Here is a 19521-nt window from a genome sequence, read left to right on the forward strand (position 1 = left end):
GCCCGGAAGTGTGCAGCGGTTCCGGGATAACGACATGCATAAAAGCAGAGAACGGCCTATCACATTGTTTTTATGACAATCCGGCAAAAAGTGACTGTCTGCCGCCGTGGATTTTGTCATGCTCCCGGTGCAGATTGGCCATCGGCCAGCTTGGCCGAGGAAAAAGGGAGAGAAATATGAATTGGAAAGCAGCAGCTGCGGCTGTAGCGATCGCCGGCATGGCCTTCGGTTCGGTGACCGCCGCCGACGGCACCCATGATTCGCGCATTGCGCTGATGAAGCAGATCGGCGGTTCGGCTGGCGCGCTGGCGGCCATCGCCAAGGGCACGAAGCCTTACGACGCCGAGGCGGTGAAGGCGGCACTGACGACGATTGCCGCAACGGCCAAGGTTTTCCCCGATCAGTTCAAGCCGGGCACGGAGACCGGCGACAAAGAGGCGAGCCCGAAAATCTGGGAAAACATGGACGACTTCAAGGCGCGCGCCGCCAAGCTCTCCACTGACGCCGAAACTGCGCTCGCCCAGCTTCCGGCCGATCCTGCGGCCGTCGGCGCCACGATGAACACGCTTGGCGCCAATTGCGCGGGCTGTCACAAGGCCTATCGTATCAAGGAGTGATAGGCCGGCCTGAGCAATTCCAGCAAAGGTGCGCGGCTTGCTTCCGCGTGATGTGGGGGAAATGGAACGCTCGGGATCCGCGATCCGTGCCGGGCTTGCCGCCGGCGCGGATCGCTTTATGTGGGACCGACGGTGGCAACATTGGCAAAAGGAGAGGCGGCGCATGGTCCGCAGGTTCATCCGGGTACTGCTCTGTCTGATCGGCGTCGCTGTGCTCGGCGGGGGCGCCTTCTATCTCGTCACCGCACCCGATCCGCTGCCGGAGAGCCATTGGGCGGGTCTCGGCGCGCCGGATCCGGCAAATGGTCAGATGGTTTTCTGGGCGGGCGGCTGCGTCAGCTGTCATGCCGCACCCGGTTCCGAAGGCGATGCAAAGCTGACACTTGCAGGCGGTCTGGCGCTGAAGAGCCCCTTCGGGACCTTCCACGTGCCGAACATCTCACCCGATGAAAAAGCCGGCATCGGTGGCTGGACACTTGCTCAGTTCGGCAACGCGATGAAGCGCGGCGTCGGCCCGGGCGGGCAGCATCTCTACCCGTCCTTTCCCTATGGCTCCTATTCCCGCATGAGCGACAAGGACGTCAACGATCTCTATGGCTTCCTGAAAACCCTGCCGAAGAGCGCAAACGTGGCGCCGCCGCACGAACTGCCGTTCCCCTTCAACATCCGGCTGGCGCTCGGCGGCTGGAAATTTCTCTATCTCAACGACCAGCCGCGCGTCGCCCTGGCAAAGAGCGACGACAAGATCAAGCGCGGGCAATATCTCGTCGAAGGCCCCGGCCATTGCGGCGAATGCCATACGCCGCGTGATGCGCTCGGCGGCTTCAAGGCGGATCAGTGGCTTGCCGGCGCGCCCAATCCGGAAGGCAAGGGTCGCATACCCAATATCACCCCGGCTTCCGAGAGCATCGGCGGCTGGAGCGAGGCCGATATCGCCAGTTATCTCGAAACCGGCTTCACCCCCGATTTCGATTCCGTCGGCGGCTCGATGGTCGATGTGCAGCAGAACATCGCCCATCTGCCGGCCTCCGACCGTGAAGCGATCGCAGCCTATCTGAAGGCCGTGCCGGGACGCTAGAGCATGTTGCGAGCAACGACATGCGTAAAAACAAACATCCGAAGCGCGTCGCATGAATCAAGTTTGATGCGACGCGCGCTTTAAAGTGCGGTTGTGCTTGGCGCCTTCGCAGGGTCCCACGCCTGTTTATAGGGAGGTGGGACCCGGCATCAGATCATAGGGATGGCGCCAGCCGGGCATCGTGCTGATACGATCTTTCCAGGCTGCGATAGCCGGGAAGGCGCTGTGATCTATCCCGGTTTCCTCCGGCATAAAGACGTAGCCCGCCAGAGAGAGGTCTGCGATCGTCAGCCGGTCGCCGACCATGAAGGCCTGGTGCGCCAGATGTTCGTCAACAATGGCATAGGCAGCTTTGGCCCTCAGTCTCAAAAACTCGACGACGGGCGTCTCGCCGCTCTTCTGGAGGCCATACATGAACCTCAGCGTCGCGTAATAGCTCGTGAATTTGTGGTTGTCGAAAAGAATCCAACGCATAATGTCTCGTCGCTCTTCGGCTGTCTGCGCCCCGAAGTGGCCTGTCACCTCTGACAAATAGTCCAGGATAATCCCCGATTGGCTGATCTTCGTTTGGCCGTGCTCGAGCACAGGGGCTTCGCCCTGCTCGTTTATGGTTTTTCGCCATGCTTCAGTGCGTGTTTCGCCGCCGAGATAGTCAACGAAAATGCTCTCCCACTCGATGCCGGCAAGTGTGAGGAAGAGCGCGACCTTGTAACAGTTCCCCGAGAGAGCGAAGCAATGTAGTTTGAAATCTGGCATGAAAGCTCCTCATGCAATTCGATAATTGTCAGTAGGCTGAAACCGGTCCCTACATAAACCCGACCGGCCGCTTCATGACCTCCAGCCCTGAAGCGCGTCGCAATCTTTCAGATTTGCTCGTCGCGCTTTAGGCCTTTATGTCAACGCATCCTGTTATCGCAACACCGCTCACACTTTGCGCGACGCGCTTTAGGCGATCGATTGCATGTAGCGCATGCCGGTCACTGGCCGCGGGGTGAAATCCAGCTGTTCGTAGAAGCGGTGCGCCAGCACGTTTCCGGTGGCAGCGCTGACGGAGAGGTAGCCGCAGCCGGCGTTGCGGGCGGTCTCGCGCGCCCGGTCGACGAGCAACTGGCCGGTGCCGTGGCCGCGATGGCCGTCGCGCACGAAGAGATGGTGCAGGTCCATGCCGCGCTTGCCTTCCTGCGCCCTGTAGAGCGGCACGAGAATGGCGTAGCCGATCAGCCCTTCGCTGGTCTCGGCGACGAGCGCATTGATCCAGGGCAGCGGGCCGAAGAGGTCGCGCTCCAACTGCTCCGCCGTTGTAGCAGCCGCATCGCCGTGATGGGCGGCAAGCAGGGCGATCATCTCGTTGAGTTCGGGCAGGTCGCGCGGCTTGGCGGCGCGGATCGTCACCACCGATGGGCGCATCAGTGAAATTTCGCTGTCTTCGATTTCGGTCATGGTCTTCGCGTCCTTTGATAGTCTGCCGTCAGGACGCTGCCGATACAACAAAGCCGCCTGACGGCGGCTTGTTGACAATATGATCTTGTCCAGCCGCCCTTTACAGGTACAGCCAAAAATACGAGCGGCTCTGGTGCGCGTTCTTGATCATGGATCATAAATCGTCGGAAACGCGGGCTTTGTCAATGGCGGATCAAGCCCCTCACAGGTATTGAGCCCCGGCTTCAGCCTTGATACTATACCCCCCTATGCTATATGAGGGTCCATCATGTCTCACACCACCCTGCAGAAAAAGAAGCTCGTCGCCCGCATCAGCCGGCTGAAGGGGCAGATGGAGGCGGTCGAGCGCGCGCTCGAGGCCGAGCGCCCCTGCGGCGAGATCCTGCAGCTGCTCGCCTCGATCCGCGGCGCCCTCACCGGGCTGACGGGCGAGGTGCTCGACGATCACCTGCGCGAGCATGTGCTGAATGCCGCTGATGATGCGGCCAGGGCAGAGGCGGTCGAGGAAATATCGGAAGTCTTGAGAACCTATATGCGCTAGAGCAATTCCAGGAAAAGCGTGAAGCGGTTTTCCCAGGCAAAGCGCGTAGCGATTTTGCCGAGAATTGCGTAAAAACAAAGAGTTATGGCGACGAAGGAGCCTGTCATGAGTGCCGGAATCGACAAAGTTGGAATGGATGCCCTGGAACACGATCACGTCTTCCTCGGCAGTGAACATGCGCGCAACGAGCGGCGCATCTGGCTGGTGATTGCGCTGACGGCGGTGATGATGGTGGCGGAAATCGCCGCCGGCACTGTCTACGGCTCCATGGCGCTCGTCGCCGATGGCTGGCACATGTCGACCCATGCCAGCGCGCTGCTGATTTCCGCACTCGCCTATCTCTTCGCCCGCCGGCAGGCGCGCAATCCGCGTTTCACTTTCGGCACCGGCAAGCTCGGCGATCTCGCCGGCTTCGCCAGCGCCATCGTCCTCGCGCTGATCGCCCTGCTGATGGCCTGGGAGAGCCTGCTGCGCCTTTCCAATCCCGTGCCGATCGGCTTTGCGCAGGCAATCGCCGTGGCGGTGATCGGCCTTGCCGTCAATCTGGTGAGCGCCTGGCTGCTGGCCGGCGGCGGCCATGCCGCGCATGGCAATCATGCGCATCACGGGCATGGTAATCATGCCCATGCCCATGCCCATGCCCACGGCCATCATCATCACGGACATGGCGATCATGCCCATCACGCAAAGACCGGCGACAACAACATCCGCGCCGCCTATCTGCATGTCATCGCCGATGCCCTGACCTCCGTGCTCGCCATCGCGGCGCTGACGCTCGGCAGTCTCTACGGCTGGCTCTGGCTCGATCCCCTGATGGGCATCGTCGGCGGGCTGGTGATCGCCAACTGGTCCTGGAGCCTGATGAGATCCTCGGGCGGCGTCCTTCTCGATGTCGTTCCCGAAGGCGAGACGCTGCCGGCGGAAATCCGCGGCGCCATCGAGACGGAGGGCGACCGGATCACCGATCTGCATGTCTGGCAGGTCGGCCCCGGCCATCATGCCGCGATCGTCGCCGTCCTCACCTCGCAGCCGCGAGACCCGGCTTTCTACAAGGGCAGGCTTTCGGCGCTGGGAGAACTGTCGCATGTGACGGTCGAGGTCACGCGCGCCGCATGATCGGCGCGGGCGGAAACGCTCGACGGACGATTAACATCGCCGTGGGGACGACAAGTCGCCGCAATCGCTGCTTAGCTCTGTCCTCCTGATTCGCCGGAGGATTTCATGGATCTCAGTCTGACCCGCCGCATGCTGATAGGCTCGGCATTGTGCCTGCCCGTGCTGACGCTTCGAGCCAATGCCGAGGAGGGGGCCAAGGAGAGTGCCAAAGAGAGTGCCGGCGAGGGCGAGGACAATATTGAACATCGCCTTGCCGCTTTGGAAAAACGCACCGGCGGCCGCCTCGGTGTCTCGGTGCTCGACACCGAGACGAGCATCTCCTTCGGTTATCGCGGCAGCGAGGCCTTTCCGATGTGCAGCACCTTCAAGGCGCTGGCCGCCGCTTTCGTGCTTGCCCGGGCCGACAAGGGCGAGGAGAACCTCGACCGGCGGGTGAGCTACGGCAAGGACAAGCTCGTCGATTATTCGCCGATCAGCGAAAAACATGCCGGAACCGATGGCATGACCCTTGCCGAACTCTGCGAGGCGGCGGTGACGGTCAGCGACAACACCGCCGGCAATCTGCTGCTCGAAAGTTTCGGCGGTCCGGCGGGGCTGACCGATTGGCTGCGCTCGATCGGTGACGGCACGACGCGTCTCGACCGCACCGAGCCGACGCTGAACGAGGGCCGGAAGGGTGATCCGCGCGACACGACGACCCCGGATGCGATGCTCGACACGCTCGGCAATCTGACGCTCGGCTCGGTCCTCGCCGAAGCCTCCTGCGACAGGCTGATCGCCTGGCTGGTGACGAGCACGACCGGCAAGGAGCGGCTCAGGGCCGGCCTGCCGGCGGATTGGAAGGTCGGCGACAAGACCGGCACCGGTCCGAATGGATCTCTCGGCGATATCGCGGTGATCTGGCCGCCCGATCGCGGCCCGATCGTCGCGGCCGTCTATATCAGCGAGACGACCGTGCCGGTAAAGGAGCTCAACCCGCTCTTTGCCGAAGTCGGCCGCATGATCGTCGAGATGGTGTGAATCATAAAAAATGCGGCGGAGAAGGCTCTCCCGCCGCATGCTGTCGATCTTTCAGTGGCTCAGGCGGCGGTGATATCGTCCGCCGTCTCGCTGCCGTCATCCTCAATGCCGGCCATCTCGCGCTTGATCTGCTCGGCGATTTCTTTCTCGATCGCGGCGCGCTGGTCGGCCGGCATGGCGGCCAGATCGGCCTCGGTCAGATCGTGCTGTTCGAGATAGCGGGCGCGGATATATTCCGCCGGCGTCATGTTGCCCCATTTGGAGAATTCGTCGACCAGGGAGTCATAAGCAGCACTCGCCGCAACTTCTTCGTCGGAAGGCGGATTGATATAGGGGCCTTCGCTGCTTTGCAGCGCCCACATCGTATTGGCGATCGACGGCGGCGTGCTGCTGGGCTCGAGACCGGGCGCGGTATTGCGCGCAGTGCTGTCGAAGTCCGTCGTTTGCTGATTCTTGGATTTGGCCGATTGATCGAAAAGACCGCCGACACCGTAATAGTTGCGAATATTACCGCTGATTTCCATAAAAACTCTCCCCGAAAACCGGGGAGAGAATGAAGCGGTAAACCTGCGCAGAGCTTGCGGGAAGCTTCGCGTCACGGCAACGTATAGGCGATCACAAAATCGCCGGGCTTGGTGCCGACCGAGCCGTGGCCGCCGGCGACCATGACGACATATTGCTTGTTGTCATCTGCCATATAGGTCATCGGCGTCGCCTGGCCGCCGGCGGGAAGCCGTCCCTGCCAGAGCTCTCGGCCGTTTGTCACGTCATAGGCGCGCAGGTAGTTGTCGACCGCGGCCCCCAGGAAGGCGACGCCGCCCTTGGTCAGCATCGGCCCGCCGATGCCGGGCACGCCCACCTTGAAGGGCAGGGGCAATGGCGTCATGTCGTGGACGGTGCCGTTCTTGTGCATATAGGCGATCTTGCCGGTGCGCAGGTCGACGCCGGCGACATAACCCCATGGCGGCGCCTGGCAGGGGATTTGGAGCAGCCCGAGGAAGGGACCCATGAAGACGCCGTAGGGCGCGCCGTCATTGCGGTTGAGCCCCTGTTCGCTGCCCTTCTCGTCCTGGCCTCTCGGAGGAATGTCGGCGGCCGGCACCAGGCGCGAGGTGAAGGCGAGATAGGTCGGCATGCCGAACATGATCTGCCGCTCCGGATCCACCGCCACCGAGCCCCAGTTGAAGGTGCCGAAATTGCCGGGATAGACGATCGTCCCTTTCAGCGAAGGCGGCGTAAAGCGGCCCTCATAGTGGTAGCGGTGGAAGTCGATGCGGCAGGCCATCTGATCGAACAGCGATACGCCCCACATGTCTCTTTCCTGGAGCGGCTCTGGCGAGAAGGTGAGGTCCGAGATCGGCTGCGTCGGCGAGGTATGATCGCCCGAGACAGCGCCGCCTGGCGCTGGTATTTCCTTGACCGGGATGATCGGCTCGCCGCTGCGCCGGTCGAGCACATAGATATCGCCCTGCTTGGTCGGGCCGACGAGGGCCGGAACCACGGTGCCGTCCTGCTTCGTCAGGTCGATCAGCGCCGGCTGGGCCGGCACGTCCATGTCCCAGAGATCGTGATGCACCGTCTGGCGCACCCAACGCAGCTGGCCGGTGGCGATATCGAGCGCGACGATTGAAGACGAGAATTTCTCGACATTGTCGCTGCGGCCGATGCCGATCTGGTCGGGCACCTGGTTGCCGAGCGGGATGTAGACCATGCCGAGCGTCTCGTCGACGCTGAAGACCGACCAGCTGTTCGGCGAGTTGGTCGTATAGGTCTGGCCGGCCGTGATCGGCGTCGTCACATCGGGATTGCCGGAATCCCAATTCCAGACCAGGGCGCCGGTATTGATGTCGAAGGCGCGGATGACGCCGGATTGCTCCTCAGTCGAATAATTGTCGTTCACCGCCCCGCCGACGATGATTTTGCCCGCCACCGCGACCGGCGGCGAAGTGGAATAATAGTATCCGGCCGGGTTGAACCGCATGCCGGTTTCCAAATGCAGCACGCCCTGGTCGGCAAAGCTGGTGCAGACCTTCCCGTCCGCCGCATCGAGCGCGATCAGCCGGGCGTCTGAGGTTGGCAGGTAGACGCGCTCGGCGCAGGGCTGGCCGGCGGCAACGGTTGGATCGGCATAATAGGTGACGCCGCGGCAGGTCTGATGCTGCCGGTCGGGGTTCATGCCCGAGTTGGCGTCGTATTTCCATTTCTCCTTGCCGGTCTTGGCGTCGAGCGCGATTGCCCAGTTATGCGGCGTGCAGAGATAGAGCGTGTCCTTCACCTTCAGCGGCGTCACCTGATAGGTCGTCTCGCCGACATCGTCCGGCCGCTTGACGTCGCCGGTCTGGTATCGCCACGCTTCCTTGAGGGAGGAGACGTTCTCGGCGGTGATCTGGTCGAGCGGCGAATAGCGCTGGCCGAAGGGCGTGCGGCCGTATTGATGCCATTCGCCGTCCGGCACTCTGCCGCCGAAGGCCGGATTGGCGGCCACCGTGTCCTTCGGCAGCTCGCCGGCGAGATCATGCGGGTCAGTCGTCATCGAATAAAGGGCGACGAGGATGGCGAGGATGACGGGCACCGCGAGCGGCCAGGGGTTCGCGGCATAGGTGATGCCCGTCGGGCTGCGCAGGCCGAGCGGCCGGCGGATCCATGGCGTCAGCAGCCAGAGCCCGAGCAGGATGATCATGCCGCCGCGGGGCCCAAGCTGCCACCAGTCGAAGCCGACCTCCCAAATCGCCCAGGCGAGTGCTGCGACGACGAGCACCGCATAGACCCAGAGCGCCACCGCCTTGCGCATCAGCAGCAGCCCGGCGGTAGTCAGGAACATCAGCCCGGCGAACAGATAGAAGACGCTGCCGCCGAGCGTGACGAGCCAGAGCCCGCCGCCGCCGAGAGTGAGCCCGACGATGATGAAGAAGATGGAGGTGACGATGATCGCCATAAGGCTGTCTCCCGCTGAGGTTAGCCGGGCTGAAGGATCGGCGGAAAAGTCCCGCCGATCAGGCAGATAGCGCGAAGGAGATGCCTTTCAACGGCCACAATTGCCGCAGGGGCTACAGCGCCGCGCGTCTTTTAAGACGCGCAAAGAACGCTGTAACACTTTGAATGCTGCATAATTTTAGCCTTAATCGATTCCGATTTAAGGAATTATGCAGTCGGTCCGGATGCACCAAACTGGGCCTGATGCAGCCTGGCGTAGCCGCCTTCGCGCGCCAGCAGCTGGCTGTGCGTGCCCTGTTCGACGATGCCTGACGTTCCCACCACGACGATACGGTCGGCATTGCGGATGGTGGCGAGCCGATGGGCGACGACCAGCGTGGTGCGTCCCTTGGAGAGCGCCGACAGCGACTGCTGGATGGCATATTCGGTCGCCGAATCAAGCGCCGAGGTGGCTTCGTCGAGGATGAGGATCGGCGGATTTTTCAGGAAGATGCGGGCGATCGCCAGGCGCTGCTTCTGCCCGCCGGAAAGCTTGACGCCGCGTTCGCCGACGACGGTATCGAGCCCGTTCGGCAGCGACAGCACGTATTCGTCGAGGGCGGCGCGCCGCAATGCATCGATGATCGCCGCGTCGTCGGCGCCGAGCCGGCCATAGGCGATGTTGTCGCGGATGGTGCCGCCGAACAGGAATACGTCCTGGGCGACGATGCCGATCTGCGAACGCAGCGACATCTGTGTCATGTCGCGGATGTCGATGCCGTCGATCAGGATCGAGCCGGAATCCACCTCGTAGAAGCGCGGCAGCAGCGAGCAGATCGTCGTCTTGCCGGCGCCGGACGGGCCGACGAAGGCGATCGTCTCGCCGGCCGCGATCGAAAGTTCGAGCCCGTCGAGCACCTTGCCGTCGCCGGTATAGCCGAAGCTCACCTTCCGGTAGACGATGTTGCCGGCAAGGTGATCGACGCTGATCGCGTTTACCCGGTCGGCAATATCAGGGGCGGTATCGATCAGCTGCGTGAAGCGCTTGAAGCCGGCAATGCCCTTCGGATAGCTCTCCAGCACCGAGGTGATCTTGTCGATCGGCCGGAAGAATACATTGACCAGCAGCAGGAAGCCGACAAAACCGCCATAGCTGAGCTCGCCCGATATGACGAACCAGGTTCCCGATATCATCACCACCAGCTGCACGAAGCGCGTGCTGAAATAGCTGAGCGTGATGCTGGCGGTCATATAGGCATAGGCGTTGAGTTTGGTTGCCCTGTAGCCCTCGTTGTTGCGGGCGAACAGATCGCGTTCGTGATCCTCGTTGGCGAAAGCCTTGACGACGCGGATGCCGCCGACGCTTTCATGCACGCGTGTATTGAACTCACCGACCTGCCGGAACAGGTCTCGCCAGCTGAGCGTCATCTTGGCGCCGTAGCGGCTGACTAGCCAGGTCATGAACGGCACGATGGCGGTCGTCAGCAGCGCCAGCTTCCAGTGCACGGTGAACATCAGGATGAAGGCGCCGATGAAGGTCATGATCGCGATGAACAGGTCTTCGGGACCGTGATGGGCGACTTCGCCGACTTCTTCGAGGTCCTTGGTCACATGGGTGATCAGATGGCCGGTCTTGTTGTTGTCGAAATAGCGGAAGGACAGCTTCTGGATATGGTCGAAAGCCTGCCGGCGCATATCGGTCTCGATCCCGATTCCGAGCGCATGGCCCCAATAATTGACCACCGCCATCAGCGCCGTGTTGAACAGGTAGACGACCAGCAGCAGCCCGGCCGTCGCCGCAATCAGCCACCAGTCCCGCTGCGGCAGCAGGGTGTCGACGAAGAGCTTGACGGCGATAGGAAAGCCGAGTTCCAGCAGCCCGGCAACGACCGCGCAGCCGAAATCGAGAAAGAACAATTGCTTGTAGGGACTGTAATAGCGAAAGAATCTGAGCAGCATGGACGGCCCCACGGGAAATGCGGAAGGAGGCGCCGCTCCTCGTCAAGGACGCTGTAGCGGCGGCGATCCAGCAAGGACAGCCCTTTTCGTCGCAGGCCGGATGGAAGCGGATCGCTGTGGCGCAACTGCCGCACCGAAAACGATCGAAGCGCCTGTCACGTTCCGCAGAAGGTCGCAAGCACCCGTTCGTCGGGCTTCGGCGGTTCCCGATAGGCAACAAAGCCCGGCTGGTCCTCATAGGGTTTCGAAAGCACGCTCAGCAGCGCCTCGAACAGCGAAAAATCGCCATTCTCGACGGCGGCCTCGATCGCCTGTTCGACGCGGTGATTGCGCGGAATGAAGGCCGGATTGACGCGGCGCATGGCAATGGCGCGCTCGGTGGCCGTCTGCGGATCGCGTGACAGCCGCTCGCGCCACTGCGTAAGCCACGCGCCGCGGGCGTCCGGCTCGCGGAAACTCGCCGCAAATTCAGGCTCTGCGGCATCATCGCCGGCAAGATCCGATAGCCGCCGGAAGGTCAGGGTGAAATCGGCGCCCTGCGCCTGCATCAGTGACAGTAACGCCTGCACCAGGTCGAGATCGCCGTCCTCTTCGCCGGCAAGGCCGATCTTTTCGCGCATGCCGGCCAGCCAATGCGCCTGGAACCGTTCACCGTAACTCTTTATCACGATATTGGCCTTGTCGACCGCGCCGTCGGGCTCGGCGTCGATCAGCGGCAGCAGCGTTTCGCCGAGCCTTGCGAGGTTCCATTGGCCGATGCCGGGCTGGTTGGCATAGGCGTAACGACCATGCTGGTCGATCGACGAAAAAACGGTCGCCGGATCATAGGCATCCATGAAAGCGCAGGGGCCGAAATCGATCGTCTCGCCGGAGACGGTCATATTGTCCGTGTTCATCACGCCATGGATGAAGCCGACATGCAGCCAGCGGGCAATCAGCGCCGCCTGGCGTTCGCAGACCGCTTCGAACAGCGCGAGATAGGGGTTCTCGGCTTCTTTCAATGCCGGATAGTGCCGGTCGATCACATAATCGGCCAGAGCCCGCACGCCGTCGGTATCGCCCCTGGCTGCGAAGTACTGGAAGGTGCCGACGCGGACATGGCTGGCCGCGACGCGGGTGAAAACCGCGCCCGGCAGCACCTCTTCGCGATAGACTGGCTCGCCTGTCGTCACCGCCGCCAGCGCCCGCGTGGCGGGAATGCCGAGCGCGAACATCGCTTCGCTGATGATATATTCACGCAAGACCGGCCCGATTGCCGCCCGCCCATCGCCGCGGCGCGAAAAAGGCGTTGGTCCGGCGCCCTTCAGCTGGATGTCGTAGCGCTTGCCGCTGCGGCCGACCACCTCGCCGAGAAGGATCGCCCGCCCGTCACCGAGCTGCGGCGAGAAGCCGCCGAACTGGTGCCCGGCATAGGCCATCGCCAGCGGTTCGGCCCCTTCGGGAACGAGATTGCCGGAAAAGATCGCCGCGCCATCGCGGCGCAAGGCCTCGACATCGAGCCCGAGTTCGGCGGCGAGCGCCTCGTTGAGCTTGATCAGCCAAGGCTCCGCCACCGCGGTCGGCGCTTGCGCCGCAAAGAAGTGGGGCGGCAAACCGACATAGCTGTTGTCGAACGGAAAGGCCGCACCGGGCCGGTTTTTCTGCAGGGCGGAGGTCATGGTTCATAGGTAGGGCCGGGGTGTCTGTGGCGCAAGCCGGACATTCACGAAGATCGAACCGATGCAAGGAATCGTGACCTGCCTTTACCTCTCGTCAAAGCAGCTTTGCCATAAACGACATAGCGCCGCCATGATCGCGGGCGTATAGCAAATCGTCTCCCCTTGGCTTTGCGCCATGTCATCCCCCGCGGCCTTGCTGCCTTTGTGTGCTCCGCCGCGCCACCGCGAGTGATCCCGGACGATGTCGGATCAGATTTACCAGGCGCCGATGGTTCGGCGCGCCACGCCCAATTTTCGGGTGATCGCGATGATTGTCGCGAGTGCGATGCTGATGGAAAACATCGATGCGACCGTGCTTGCGACCGCGCTGCCCACCATGGCGCGCGATTTCGGCGTCGGCGCCCCGGCCATGTCGATCGCCCTGACTTCCTATCTCTTGAGCCTTGCGATCTTCATCCCGGCAAGCGGCCGGATGGCCGACAGTTTCGGCTCCCGCACCGTTTTCCGCTCGGCGATCGCCGTCTTCGTCGTCGGCTCCATCCTCTGTGCTCTGGCGCCGACGCTGTCCTTCCTGGTGCTGGCGCGGCTGCTTCAGGGCATAGGCGGCGCGATGATGATGCCGGTCGGGCGCCTGGTGCTGATGCGCAGCGTCGACCGCAAGGATATGGTCAGCGCCATGTCCTGGCTGCTCGTACCGGCGCTGATCGGCCCGATTGTCGGCCCGCCGCTCGGCGGCTTCATCGTCACCTATCTCGACTGGCGCTGGATCTTTTATATCAACGTGCCGATCGGCATCATCGGTATGATCTTCGTCTCGATCTACATCGACGAGGTCAAGGGCAAGGCAAGTGGTCCGTTCGATACGATCGGTTTCGTCCTCTCGGGCATCTCGCTCGGTTCGCTGCTCTTCGGCTTCGAAATGTCGAGCCATGAGGGCGAGGGTGCGTTTTCGATCTTCCTGATCGCCATCGGCCTGCTCTTCGGCATCGCCTATCTCAGGCATGCCCGCAAGCATCCGTCGCCGATCATGGATTTCTCGCTGATGAAGGTGCCAAGCTTCGGCACGTCTGTCATTGCTGGTTCCCTGACCCGCATCACGCAAGGGGCGCAGCCCTTCCTCCTGCCGCTGCTCTTCCAGATCGGCTTCGGCCTGTCTGCCGCCGCGGCCGGCCAGATCATCATCGCGACCGCGCTTGGCGCTCTCGCCATGAAGCCGATGGCCAAGTTTGTCTTCCGCCGGCTGGGCTTCCGCAGAAGCCTCATTCTCAACGGTATCCTCGGGACGATCGGCTATGGCCTTTGTGCCGCCTTCCGGCCGGACTGGCCGATGCCGCTGATCTTCGTCGTCCTGGTGCTCAGCGCCTTCTTCCTGTCGTTCCAGTTCACCGCCTATAACACCATTGCCTATGACGAGATCAGCAAGGAGCGGATGAGCTCAGCCACGAGCTTCTACGCCACCTTCCAGCAGCTGATGCTGTCACTCGGCATCTGCATCGGCGCCTTGGCGCTGCACGGCTCCATGGCTTTGTCAGGCACTGAGACGCCGGCTCTTGGTGATTTCTCGGCCGCCTTCATCGTCGTCACGATCATCTCGATCACCGCCACCTTTTGGAACCTGCGCTTCTCGCCGACCGCCGGCGAGGAGATCACCGGCTATAGGGCGAAACAGAGGAAGGGCGCCGTCGCCGAAAGCTGACGCCGCCCGCGGCCCGTCCACCGCCGTCGCCATTTCTGTTGTGCCGTGTCGGCACCCTCTGCCCTGCCGGATACAACATCTCCTCCCTCTCAGGTCGTCACGCCGCTTGCGGCAGGCATGCCTCGCAGATCGCCGCGACGTGGCGGTGGTCGGTGCCGCAGCAGCCGCCGAGCACGCGGAGCTCCGGCATGCGGTCGATGAGCTTGCGGTAGCGGCGGCCGAGATCTTCGGGATCGCCCGCATCGAGCGTCTCGCTATTGTCGAGCTGCTCATGGCTCATGGTCGAGGCATTGGCGCGGATGCCCGAAATGCGCTTCACCCAGGCGCTTCCAGGATCGAGCGCTGTTTCGAAATGCGTCGGGTGGGCGCAGTTGATCATGTAATAGGCAGGCGCCCCGCCGGTCATCGCATCGGTCGTCTCGATGGCCTCCTGAATGCTGCGGCCCGTCACCAGCCGGCCATCCGTTTCCAGCGTGAAGGAGATGGCCGAGGGCATGCCGAGCGACTGTGCGGCCCGCGCCACGCCGATCGCCTCGTCGATATTAGTCAGCGTGAAGGCGCTCACCATGTCGGCTTCAGTGCCGGCAAAAGCCCCGATCTGAAAGGCGTGGTAGTCTTCCGCTTCGGCCGCATCCATGAAGCCTGCCTTGTAGCCGTCGCCGCGCGGGCCGATCGCGCCGCTGATCACGATCGGCTGCTCCGGCCGTTCATAGGCGCTGCGCAAGCCGACCAGCAAGTCGATGGCCTCCTCATTGACCGCCTTCAGGGCTTCGCTGGTATAGCCGAGCTTCTGCCCCCAGTCCGGATTGGCCCGCCAGGTGGCGGTATCGAGCACGAAGCTCGTGCCGTGCCGCCGTGCGATATCGAGATAACGGCGATAGTAATTCCGCATGCGCTGCCGCCCGTCTTCGGAAGCCAGCAATATGAAGGCGGCGAAATGCGGAAGCTCGATCCCTTCCTGGAAGATCATCGTCGTTTCCATGCCGCCATCGGTAATGAAAGTGCCGCCTTTGAGCTGCGGCAAACAGTTTCTGTACTTTGCCATTGTTGAAGCCTCTCCATCGCGGCAGCCGATTGGCTGCCGTCGATGAATGATGTTCTGGCGCTTAATCGGCTGCCAAACTAGGCGACTTGAGGTATACTCCAGGCGGTTGTGGCTTTTGCCGATTGATATCAATTGCTTGCTTCAACCGATCCTGCCGGGGGCGGAGGCAGGTTTGATCGTGCGAGACTGAAAACTGTACCGCCGGTACAGGAGGGGACATGCGAAAGGGCGAGGAAACGCGGACCCGCATCCTCGATGTGGCCGAAGCGGCAGTCTTGCAGAAGGGTTTCGGCGGCACTTCCATCGAGGAGCTGATCGCCGAGACCGGCATCACCAAGAGCGGCTTCTTCTATCATTTCAGGGACAAGAACGAGCTCGCCAAGGCGCTGCTCAACCGCTACATCGAAAATGACGAGCGCATCTACGACGAAATCTTCAGCCGCGCGCGCGACCTGACCGACGATCCGCTGCAATCCTTCCTGCTCGGCCTGAAGCTGCTTTCCGAATTGCTCTCCGACCTGCCGAACGGCCATCCGGGCTGCCTTGTGGCGGGCATCTGCTACTACGAGCGGCTGTTCGACCGGGAGATACGGGAGATCAACCGGAATGCGGTGCTTGCCTGGCGGCGGCGCTTCGGCCGCATGATCCGGGATATCGTGGCCGTCTATCCGCTACGCGAACCCGTCGACGTCGACCAGCTTGCCGACATGGTGTCCTCCGTCCTGGAAGGCGGCATCGTTTTGTCGAAGACGCTGAAGGAGCCGAACACGCTGGCCGAACAGGTGCTGATGCTCCGCACCTTCGTAAAGATGCTCTTCCTGCCGGTGGCGGAGATGCCGAAGGCGTCGAGCGGTTCAGCCTTTCATGGAGGCGCAGAGCCGCACTAGCTTTTTGGGCGTCAGTCCTTGCCTTCCATCGCCGCGGCCATTTCCGCGAGCTTTCGCACGGTGTTGAGATTGCGCGACGTTCCAGTCTTCAGCGCCGGCAGCTTCAGCTTCGAGCGGCCGGAGCCGTTGGGGTAATGCACGTAGATTTCCCGGCCGGCGAGTTTCGCCTCCTCGCCGTCGGGCGCAACCATCGTCGCCAGCGCATCGCCGGTCGCCTTTTCGGGCAGGAAGTAGACGAGCAGGAAGTTCGGCTTGGCATCGGGAAAGGGTGCGTTGGCAACGATTCCGTCGAGTTCCTTGCGGCTGCGCACCATCACGCCCGGCCGCTTGCCCATCGTCTTGCCGAGCGCCTCGTCGAGCCGCTCCTCCACCGTCTTTTCCGCTTCGTCCGAACGGAAAAGCACGTTGCCGCTCTGGATGTAGGTCTTGACGTCGGAAAAGCCGAGGCCTTCGCAGATCGCCTTCAGCTCGGCCATTGGCAAAGAGCCGGTGCCGCCGACGTTTACGGCGCGGAGGAGGGCGATATAGACGGGCATTTCTTTCTCCCTTGACCTCGTGCCGTGCCGCCCCCCTCTGCCCTGCCGGGCATCTCCCCCACAGGTGGGGAGATTGGCTGGGCGCGATGGCTTCCCCAAACAACAGGCCGTCACATCAATCTCAAATCAGGGCGAGGCATGGCCTCCTGCCGATCTCCGGGGAGATGCCCGGCAGGGCAGAGGGGGGTGCCGTGCCACTAGCACGCCCCCAACCCTTCACATCTTGCCGGCAACCTTGATCGCAAACGCATACTCAAACGCGATCTCTTCCAGCCGCTGGAAGCGGCCCGAGGCGCCGCCGTGGCCGGCGTCCATGTTGGTCTTGAGCAGGATCGGCGCGTCGCCCGTCGTCTTGTCGCGCAGCTTCGCCACCCATTTGGCCGGCTCCCAATAGGTGACGCGCGGGTCGGTCAGGCCGCCGAGCGCCAGGATGGGCGGGTAGGCTTTTGCGTCGACATTGTCATAGGGCGAGTAGGAGGCGATCTGCTCATATTCTTCCTGGCTGTCGATCGGGTTGCCCCATTCCGGCCATTCCGGCGGGGTGAGCGGCAAAGTGTCGTCGAGCATGGTGTTGAGCACGTCGACGAAGGGGACGGCGGCGATGAGGCCGGCGAACTTCTCCGGCGCCATGTTGGCAACCGCACCCATCAGCATGCCGCCGGCCGATCCGCCCTCGGCGATGATCGTCGCGTAAGAGGTGAACCTCTGTTGATTCAGATAATCGGCCGCTGCGACGAAGTCCTTGAAGGTATTCGTCTTCTTGTCCATCTTGCCGTCTTCGTACCAGGAAAATCCCTTGTCCTTGCCGCCGCGGATATGGGCGATGGCATAGACGAAGCCGCGGTCGGCGAGCGACAGGCAGTTGGTGTTGAAGCCGGCTGGAATGGTGATGCCGTAGGCGCCATAGCCGTAGAGCAGGCAGGGGGCGCTGCCGTCGAGTGGGGTATCCCTGCGATAGAGCAGGGTGACCGGCACCTTCTCGCCATCCCATGCCGGGGCAAAGACGCGGCGGGTGACGTAGTCGTCGGGATTGTGGCCGGACGGCACTTCCTGCGTCTTCAATAGCGTGCGCTCGCGCGTCACCATGTTGTAGTCGTAGAGCTGCGACGGCGTCGTCATCGACGAATAGGAGAAGCGGATGATATCCGAGTCATATTCCGCCGCGCCCTGCAGCCCCAGTGAATAGGCTTCCTCGGCGAAGGCGATCGCATGTTCCTCGCCGGTCTCCCGATTGCGGATCATGATCTGCGGCAGCCCGTCCTTGCGCTCCAGCCACAGAAGATGGCGGGCATAGGCCATGTGGCTGATAACGAGCGTGCCGGGCTTGTGGGCGACCACTTCGCGCCAGTTCTCTTTCACCGGATTGTCGACCGGCGCTTCCATGATCTTGAAATCCTTGGCGCCGCCGTCATTGGTGAGGATGTAGAAGACGTCGCCGCCCTCGGTCAGCGAATATTCGATGCCCTCTTCGCGTGCCGCCACCAGTTTCGGCTCGGCTGTCAGGTCCTTGGTCGACAGCAGCCGGTATTCGCTGGTCTCGTGGTCGTGAATGTCAATATAGATGAAATCGTCGAGCAGCGAGCCGCCGACGCCCATGAAGAAGCCGGCATCCGCTTCCTCATAGACCAGCCGGTCTTCCGACTGCGGCTGGCCGAGAATATGGTGGAACACCTTCGACGGCCGGTGATTCTCGTCGAGCGCCGAATAGAAGAAGCTCTTGCCGTCGGGCGCCCAGACGCCGCCGCCGCCGGTATTCTCGATCCGGTCGGCAAGGTCTTGCCCGGTCTGGAGGTCGCGCACCTGCAGCGTGAAGAATTCCGAGCCCTTGTCGTCATAGCCCCAGATGCCGCGGCTATGGTCGCTCGTATGGTCAAGGCCGGCGAGACGGAAATAGGCCTTGCCGGCGGCCTCCTTGTCGCCGTCGAGCAGCACCGTGCGGATCGTTTCGTCGGCGACATTGCCATCGCGGGCGATGCGGAAAAAGCGCGGCTGTTCGCCGCCGGTCACATAGAAGGTGCCATAGGCATAGGCGCCGTCCTTCATCGGCACCGAGCTGTCATCTTCCTTGATGCGGCCGCGCATTTCGGCAAACAGCACCTTCTGCAACGGCTTGGTGTCCTCCATCGCCGCGTTCATATAGATGTTTTCGGCTTCGAGATGCCGGCGGATCTCAGGGTCGAGAATCGACGGATCCTTGAACATCGCCTGCCAGTTGTCGGCGCGCAGCCAGGCATAGTCGTCCGTGCGGGTGATGCCGTGGCGCGTATCGGAGATCGGCTTCTTCGGTGCGGCAGGCGGTGTCGGCAGGCTCTTGAAAACGGACAAGGAATGGCTCCGGGTCGGAATGCGGGTTGGCAAGAGATAGAGGCGCGCCGCCGCCGGATCAAGCGGCAAGGGTGCGACAAGGCCGCGGATGACCTTCCACAGACAAGGAGGACGCCCGGCCCACCTTGCCTTGATGTCACCACAATATTTAAGAAAGTCCGCTATCTCAGTGAATTTGCACGTGCCAAGCTCCCGGCAAGCTGTCGGCGGTAGGGTAAGAATTGCAGAACAGTAAGGGATTTTCACCGCAATGCCGAAACGTCTGGTCCTGTTTCTATCCCTCGCAAGCCTTGCTGCCCCCGCCTTTGCCGTCGATCCCGCCATCAAGAAGCAGCTGGAAAAACTCGATCCCTCGACCCGCCTGGAACAGAGCTGCGACACCGAGGCGATGAGCCGTATCAACAAGGACAGCACCGGCTTCAAGCCCGACAAGGTGATCGCCTACACCTTCAAGGACCCGATCCCCGGCGACAATTCGCTGGACGCGCCGGGTGCCGTCTTTCGCAGCAAGGGCGACTGGTACCATCTCTCCTACAATTGCATCACCGGTCCGCAGCATATCAACGTGCGCGAACTCAATTATGAGATCGGCGAGAAGGTGCCGCGCGAGAAGTGGGACAAGTACTATCTCTATGACTGATGCGGTGATTGATGCGGTCCTGCCCGTCCAAGCGGCTACGGTGACATCCG

The 19521-nt window shown here is 62.4% G+C and carries 17 protein-coding genes; 8 read left to right on the plus strand and 9 right to left on the minus strand.

What is annotated here, in order from left to right; all coding sequences use genetic code 11:
* Window positions 1–176 precede the first annotated feature (176 nt).
* Both AC244Q_RS04875 and AC244Q_RS04880 read left to right on the plus strand, forming a co-directional pair.
* Window positions 177–617: a c-type cytochrome gene (locus AC244Q_RS04875; protein WP_113547071.1), complete on the plus strand. Its 441-nt coding sequence runs from the start codon at window positions 177–179 to the stop codon at window positions 615–617.
* Between the two features lie 163 nt (window positions 618–780).
* Window positions 781–1695 (plus strand): cytochrome c, encoded by a 915-nt coding sequence (locus AC244Q_RS04880; protein ID WP_017993396.1) that lies wholly within the window; start codon window positions 781–783, stop codon window positions 1693–1695.
* 126 nt (window positions 1696–1821) lie between these two features.
* Here the strand turns inward: AC244Q_RS04880 and AC244Q_RS04885 are convergent, their stop codons facing one another.
* Window positions 1822–2451: a glutathione S-transferase family protein gene (locus AC244Q_RS04885; RefSeq protein WP_012756623.1), complete on the minus strand. Its 630-nt coding sequence runs from the start codon at window positions 2449–2451 to the stop codon at window positions 1822–1824.
* Window positions 2452–2640: 189 nt separating this feature from the next.
* Entirely contained in the window at window positions 2641–3135 is a 495-nt protein-coding gene (locus AC244Q_RS04890) for a GNAT family N-acetyltransferase (RefSeq protein ID WP_128408251.1), read from the minus strand.
* Between the two features lie 268 nt (window positions 3136–3403).
* Between AC244Q_RS04890 and dmeR the strand changes: the two genes are divergently transcribed.
* The 3 genes from dmeR to bla all read left to right on the plus strand — a co-directional run bounded on the left by dmeR (window position 3404) and on the right by bla (window position 5812).
* Window positions 3404–3676, plus strand: a complete 273-nt coding sequence (dmeR, locus tag AC244Q_RS04895) for a Ni(II)/Co(II)-sensing transcriptional repressor DmeR (protein WP_003546569.1) — start codon at window positions 3404–3406, stop codon at window positions 3674–3676.
* Between the two features lie 105 nt (window positions 3677–3781).
* Entirely contained in the window at window positions 3782–4792 is a 1011-nt protein-coding gene (dmeF, locus tag AC244Q_RS04900) for a CDF family Co(II)/Ni(II) efflux transporter DmeF (protein ID WP_113547106.1), read from the plus strand.
* A gap of 105 nt (window positions 4793–4897) precedes the next feature.
* Window positions 4898–5812 carry a class A beta-lactamase gene (gene bla, locus AC244Q_RS04905; RefSeq protein WP_113547073.1) on the plus strand — a complete coding sequence of 305 codons (915 nt, stop codon included), beginning with the start codon at window positions 4898–4900 and terminating at the stop codon, window positions 5810–5812.
* A gap of 59 nt (window positions 5813–5871) precedes the next feature.
* On the opposite strand, the gene AC244Q_RS04910 is transcribed toward bla, so the two are convergent.
* From AC244Q_RS04910 to AC244Q_RS04925, 4 genes are all read right to left on the minus strand, one after another.
* Complete coding sequence (locus AC244Q_RS04910) at window positions 5872–6336, minus strand: hypothetical protein (RefSeq protein ID WP_113547074.1); 465 nt, start codon at window positions 6334–6336, stop codon at window positions 5872–5874.
* 71 nt (window positions 6337–6407) lie between these two features.
* On the minus strand, window positions 6408–8747 hold the full coding sequence (locus AC244Q_RS04915) for a glucose/quinate/shikimate family membrane-bound PQQ-dependent dehydrogenase (RefSeq protein WP_128407985.1): 2340 nt from the start codon (window positions 8745–8747) through the stop codon (window positions 6408–6410).
* 206 nt (window positions 8748–8953) lie between these two features.
* A complete protein-coding gene (locus AC244Q_RS04920) occupies window positions 8954–10684 on the minus strand; it encodes an ABC transporter ATP-binding protein (RefSeq protein ID WP_128407984.1) in 1731 nt (576 codons plus the stop codon).
* Between the two features lie 155 nt (window positions 10685–10839).
* Window positions 10840–12342, minus strand: a complete 1503-nt coding sequence (locus AC244Q_RS04925) for a protein adenylyltransferase SelO (protein ID WP_128407983.1) — start codon at window positions 12340–12342, stop codon at window positions 10840–10842.
* Between the two features lie 241 nt (window positions 12343–12583).
* Between AC244Q_RS04925 and AC244Q_RS04930 the strand changes: the two genes are divergently transcribed.
* On the plus strand, window positions 12584–14038 hold the full coding sequence (locus AC244Q_RS04930) for a DHA2 family efflux MFS transporter permease subunit (RefSeq protein WP_128407982.1): 1455 nt from the start codon (window positions 12584–12586) through the stop codon (window positions 14036–14038).
* Between the two features lie 97 nt (window positions 14039–14135).
* Here the strand turns inward: AC244Q_RS04930 and AC244Q_RS04935 are convergent, their stop codons facing one another.
* Window positions 14136–15083: a homocysteine S-methyltransferase family protein gene (locus AC244Q_RS04935; RefSeq protein ID WP_128407981.1), complete on the minus strand. Its 948-nt coding sequence runs from the start codon at window positions 15081–15083 to the stop codon at window positions 14136–14138.
* Window positions 15084–15301: 218 nt separating this feature from the next.
* Between AC244Q_RS04935 and AC244Q_RS04940 the strand changes: the two genes are divergently transcribed.
* Complete coding sequence (locus AC244Q_RS04940) at window positions 15302–15970, plus strand: TetR/AcrR family transcriptional regulator (protein WP_017993401.1); 669 nt, start codon at window positions 15302–15304, stop codon at window positions 15968–15970.
* Between the two features lie 11 nt (window positions 15971–15981).
* Here AC244Q_RS04940 and AC244Q_RS04945 read toward each other — a convergent pair whose 3' ends face one another.
* Window positions 15982–16506 (minus strand): DUF1697 domain-containing protein, encoded by a 525-nt coding sequence (locus AC244Q_RS04945; RefSeq protein WP_017993402.1) that lies wholly within the window; start codon window positions 16504–16506, stop codon window positions 15982–15984.
* 216 nt (window positions 16507–16722) lie between these two features.
* Window positions 16723–18831, minus strand: coding sequence for a S9 family peptidase (locus AC244Q_RS04950; protein WP_128407980.1), 2109 nt, complete (start codon window positions 18829–18831; stop codon window positions 16723–16725).
* Window positions 18832–19081: 250 nt separating this feature from the next.
* On the opposite strand from AC244Q_RS04950, the gene AC244Q_RS04955 reads away from it, so the two are divergent.
* Window positions 19082–19471, plus strand: coding sequence for a DUF930 domain-containing protein (locus AC244Q_RS04955; protein WP_012756636.1), 390 nt, complete (start codon window positions 19082–19084; stop codon window positions 19469–19471).
* Window positions 19472–19521 lie beyond the last annotated feature (50 nt).

It is taken from the genome of Rhizobium sp. CB2179, from assembly GCF_057653455.1.

Bases quoted from the DNA above. Each gene is read 5' to 3' on its own strand.
- AC244Q_RS04875 (WP_113547071.1), top strand. From the start codon at position 177: ATGAATTGGAAAGCAGCAGCTGCGGCTGTAGCGATCGCCGGCATGGCC.
- AC244Q_RS04880 (WP_017993396.1), top strand. From the start codon at position 781: ATGGTCCGCAGGTTCATCCGGGTACTGCTCTGTCTGATCGGCGTCGCT.
- AC244Q_RS04885 (WP_012756623.1), bottom strand. From the start codon at position 2,451: ATGCCAGATTTCAAACTACATTGCTTCGCTCTCTCGGGGAACTGTTAC.
- AC244Q_RS04890 (WP_128408251.1), bottom strand. From the start codon at position 3,135: ATGACCGAAATCGAAGACAGCGAAATTTCACTGATGCGCCCATCGGTG.
- dmeR (WP_003546569.1), top strand. From the start codon at position 3,404: ATGTCTCACACCACCCTGCAGAAAAAGAAGCTCGTCGCCCGCATCAGC.
- dmeF (WP_113547106.1), top strand. From the start codon at position 3,782: ATGAGTGCCGGAATCGACAAAGTTGGAATGGATGCCCTGGAACACGAT.
- bla (WP_113547073.1), top strand. From the start codon at position 4,898: ATGGATCTCAGTCTGACCCGCCGCATGCTGATAGGCTCGGCATTGTGC.
- AC244Q_RS04910 (WP_113547074.1), bottom strand. From the start codon at position 6,336: ATGGAAATCAGCGGTAATATTCGCAACTATTACGGTGTCGGCGGTCTT.
- AC244Q_RS04915 (WP_128407985.1), bottom strand. From the start codon at position 8,747: ATGGCGATCATCGTCACCTCCATCTTCTTCATCATCGTCGGGCTCACT.
- AC244Q_RS04920 (WP_128407984.1), bottom strand. From the start codon at position 10,684: ATGCTGCTCAGATTCTTTCGCTATTACAGTCCCTACAAGCAATTGTTC.
- AC244Q_RS04925 (WP_128407983.1), bottom strand. From the start codon at position 12,342: ATGACCTCCGCCCTGCAGAAAAACCGGCCCGGTGCGGCCTTTCCGTTC.
- AC244Q_RS04930 (WP_128407982.1), top strand. From the start codon at position 12,584: ATGTCGGATCAGATTTACCAGGCGCCGATGGTTCGGCGCGCCACGCCC.
- AC244Q_RS04935 (WP_128407981.1), bottom strand. From the start codon at position 15,083: ATGGCAAAGTACAGAAACTGTTTGCCGCAGCTCAAAGGCGGCACTTTC.
- AC244Q_RS04940 (WP_017993401.1), top strand. From the start codon at position 15,302: ATGCGAAAGGGCGAGGAAACGCGGACCCGCATCCTCGATGTGGCCGAA.
- AC244Q_RS04945 (WP_017993402.1), bottom strand. From the start codon at position 16,506: ATGCCCGTCTATATCGCCCTCCTCCGCGCCGTAAACGTCGGCGGCACC.
- AC244Q_RS04955 (WP_012756636.1), top strand. From the start codon at position 19,082: ATGCCGAAACGTCTGGTCCTGTTTCTATCCCTCGCAAGCCTTGCTGCC.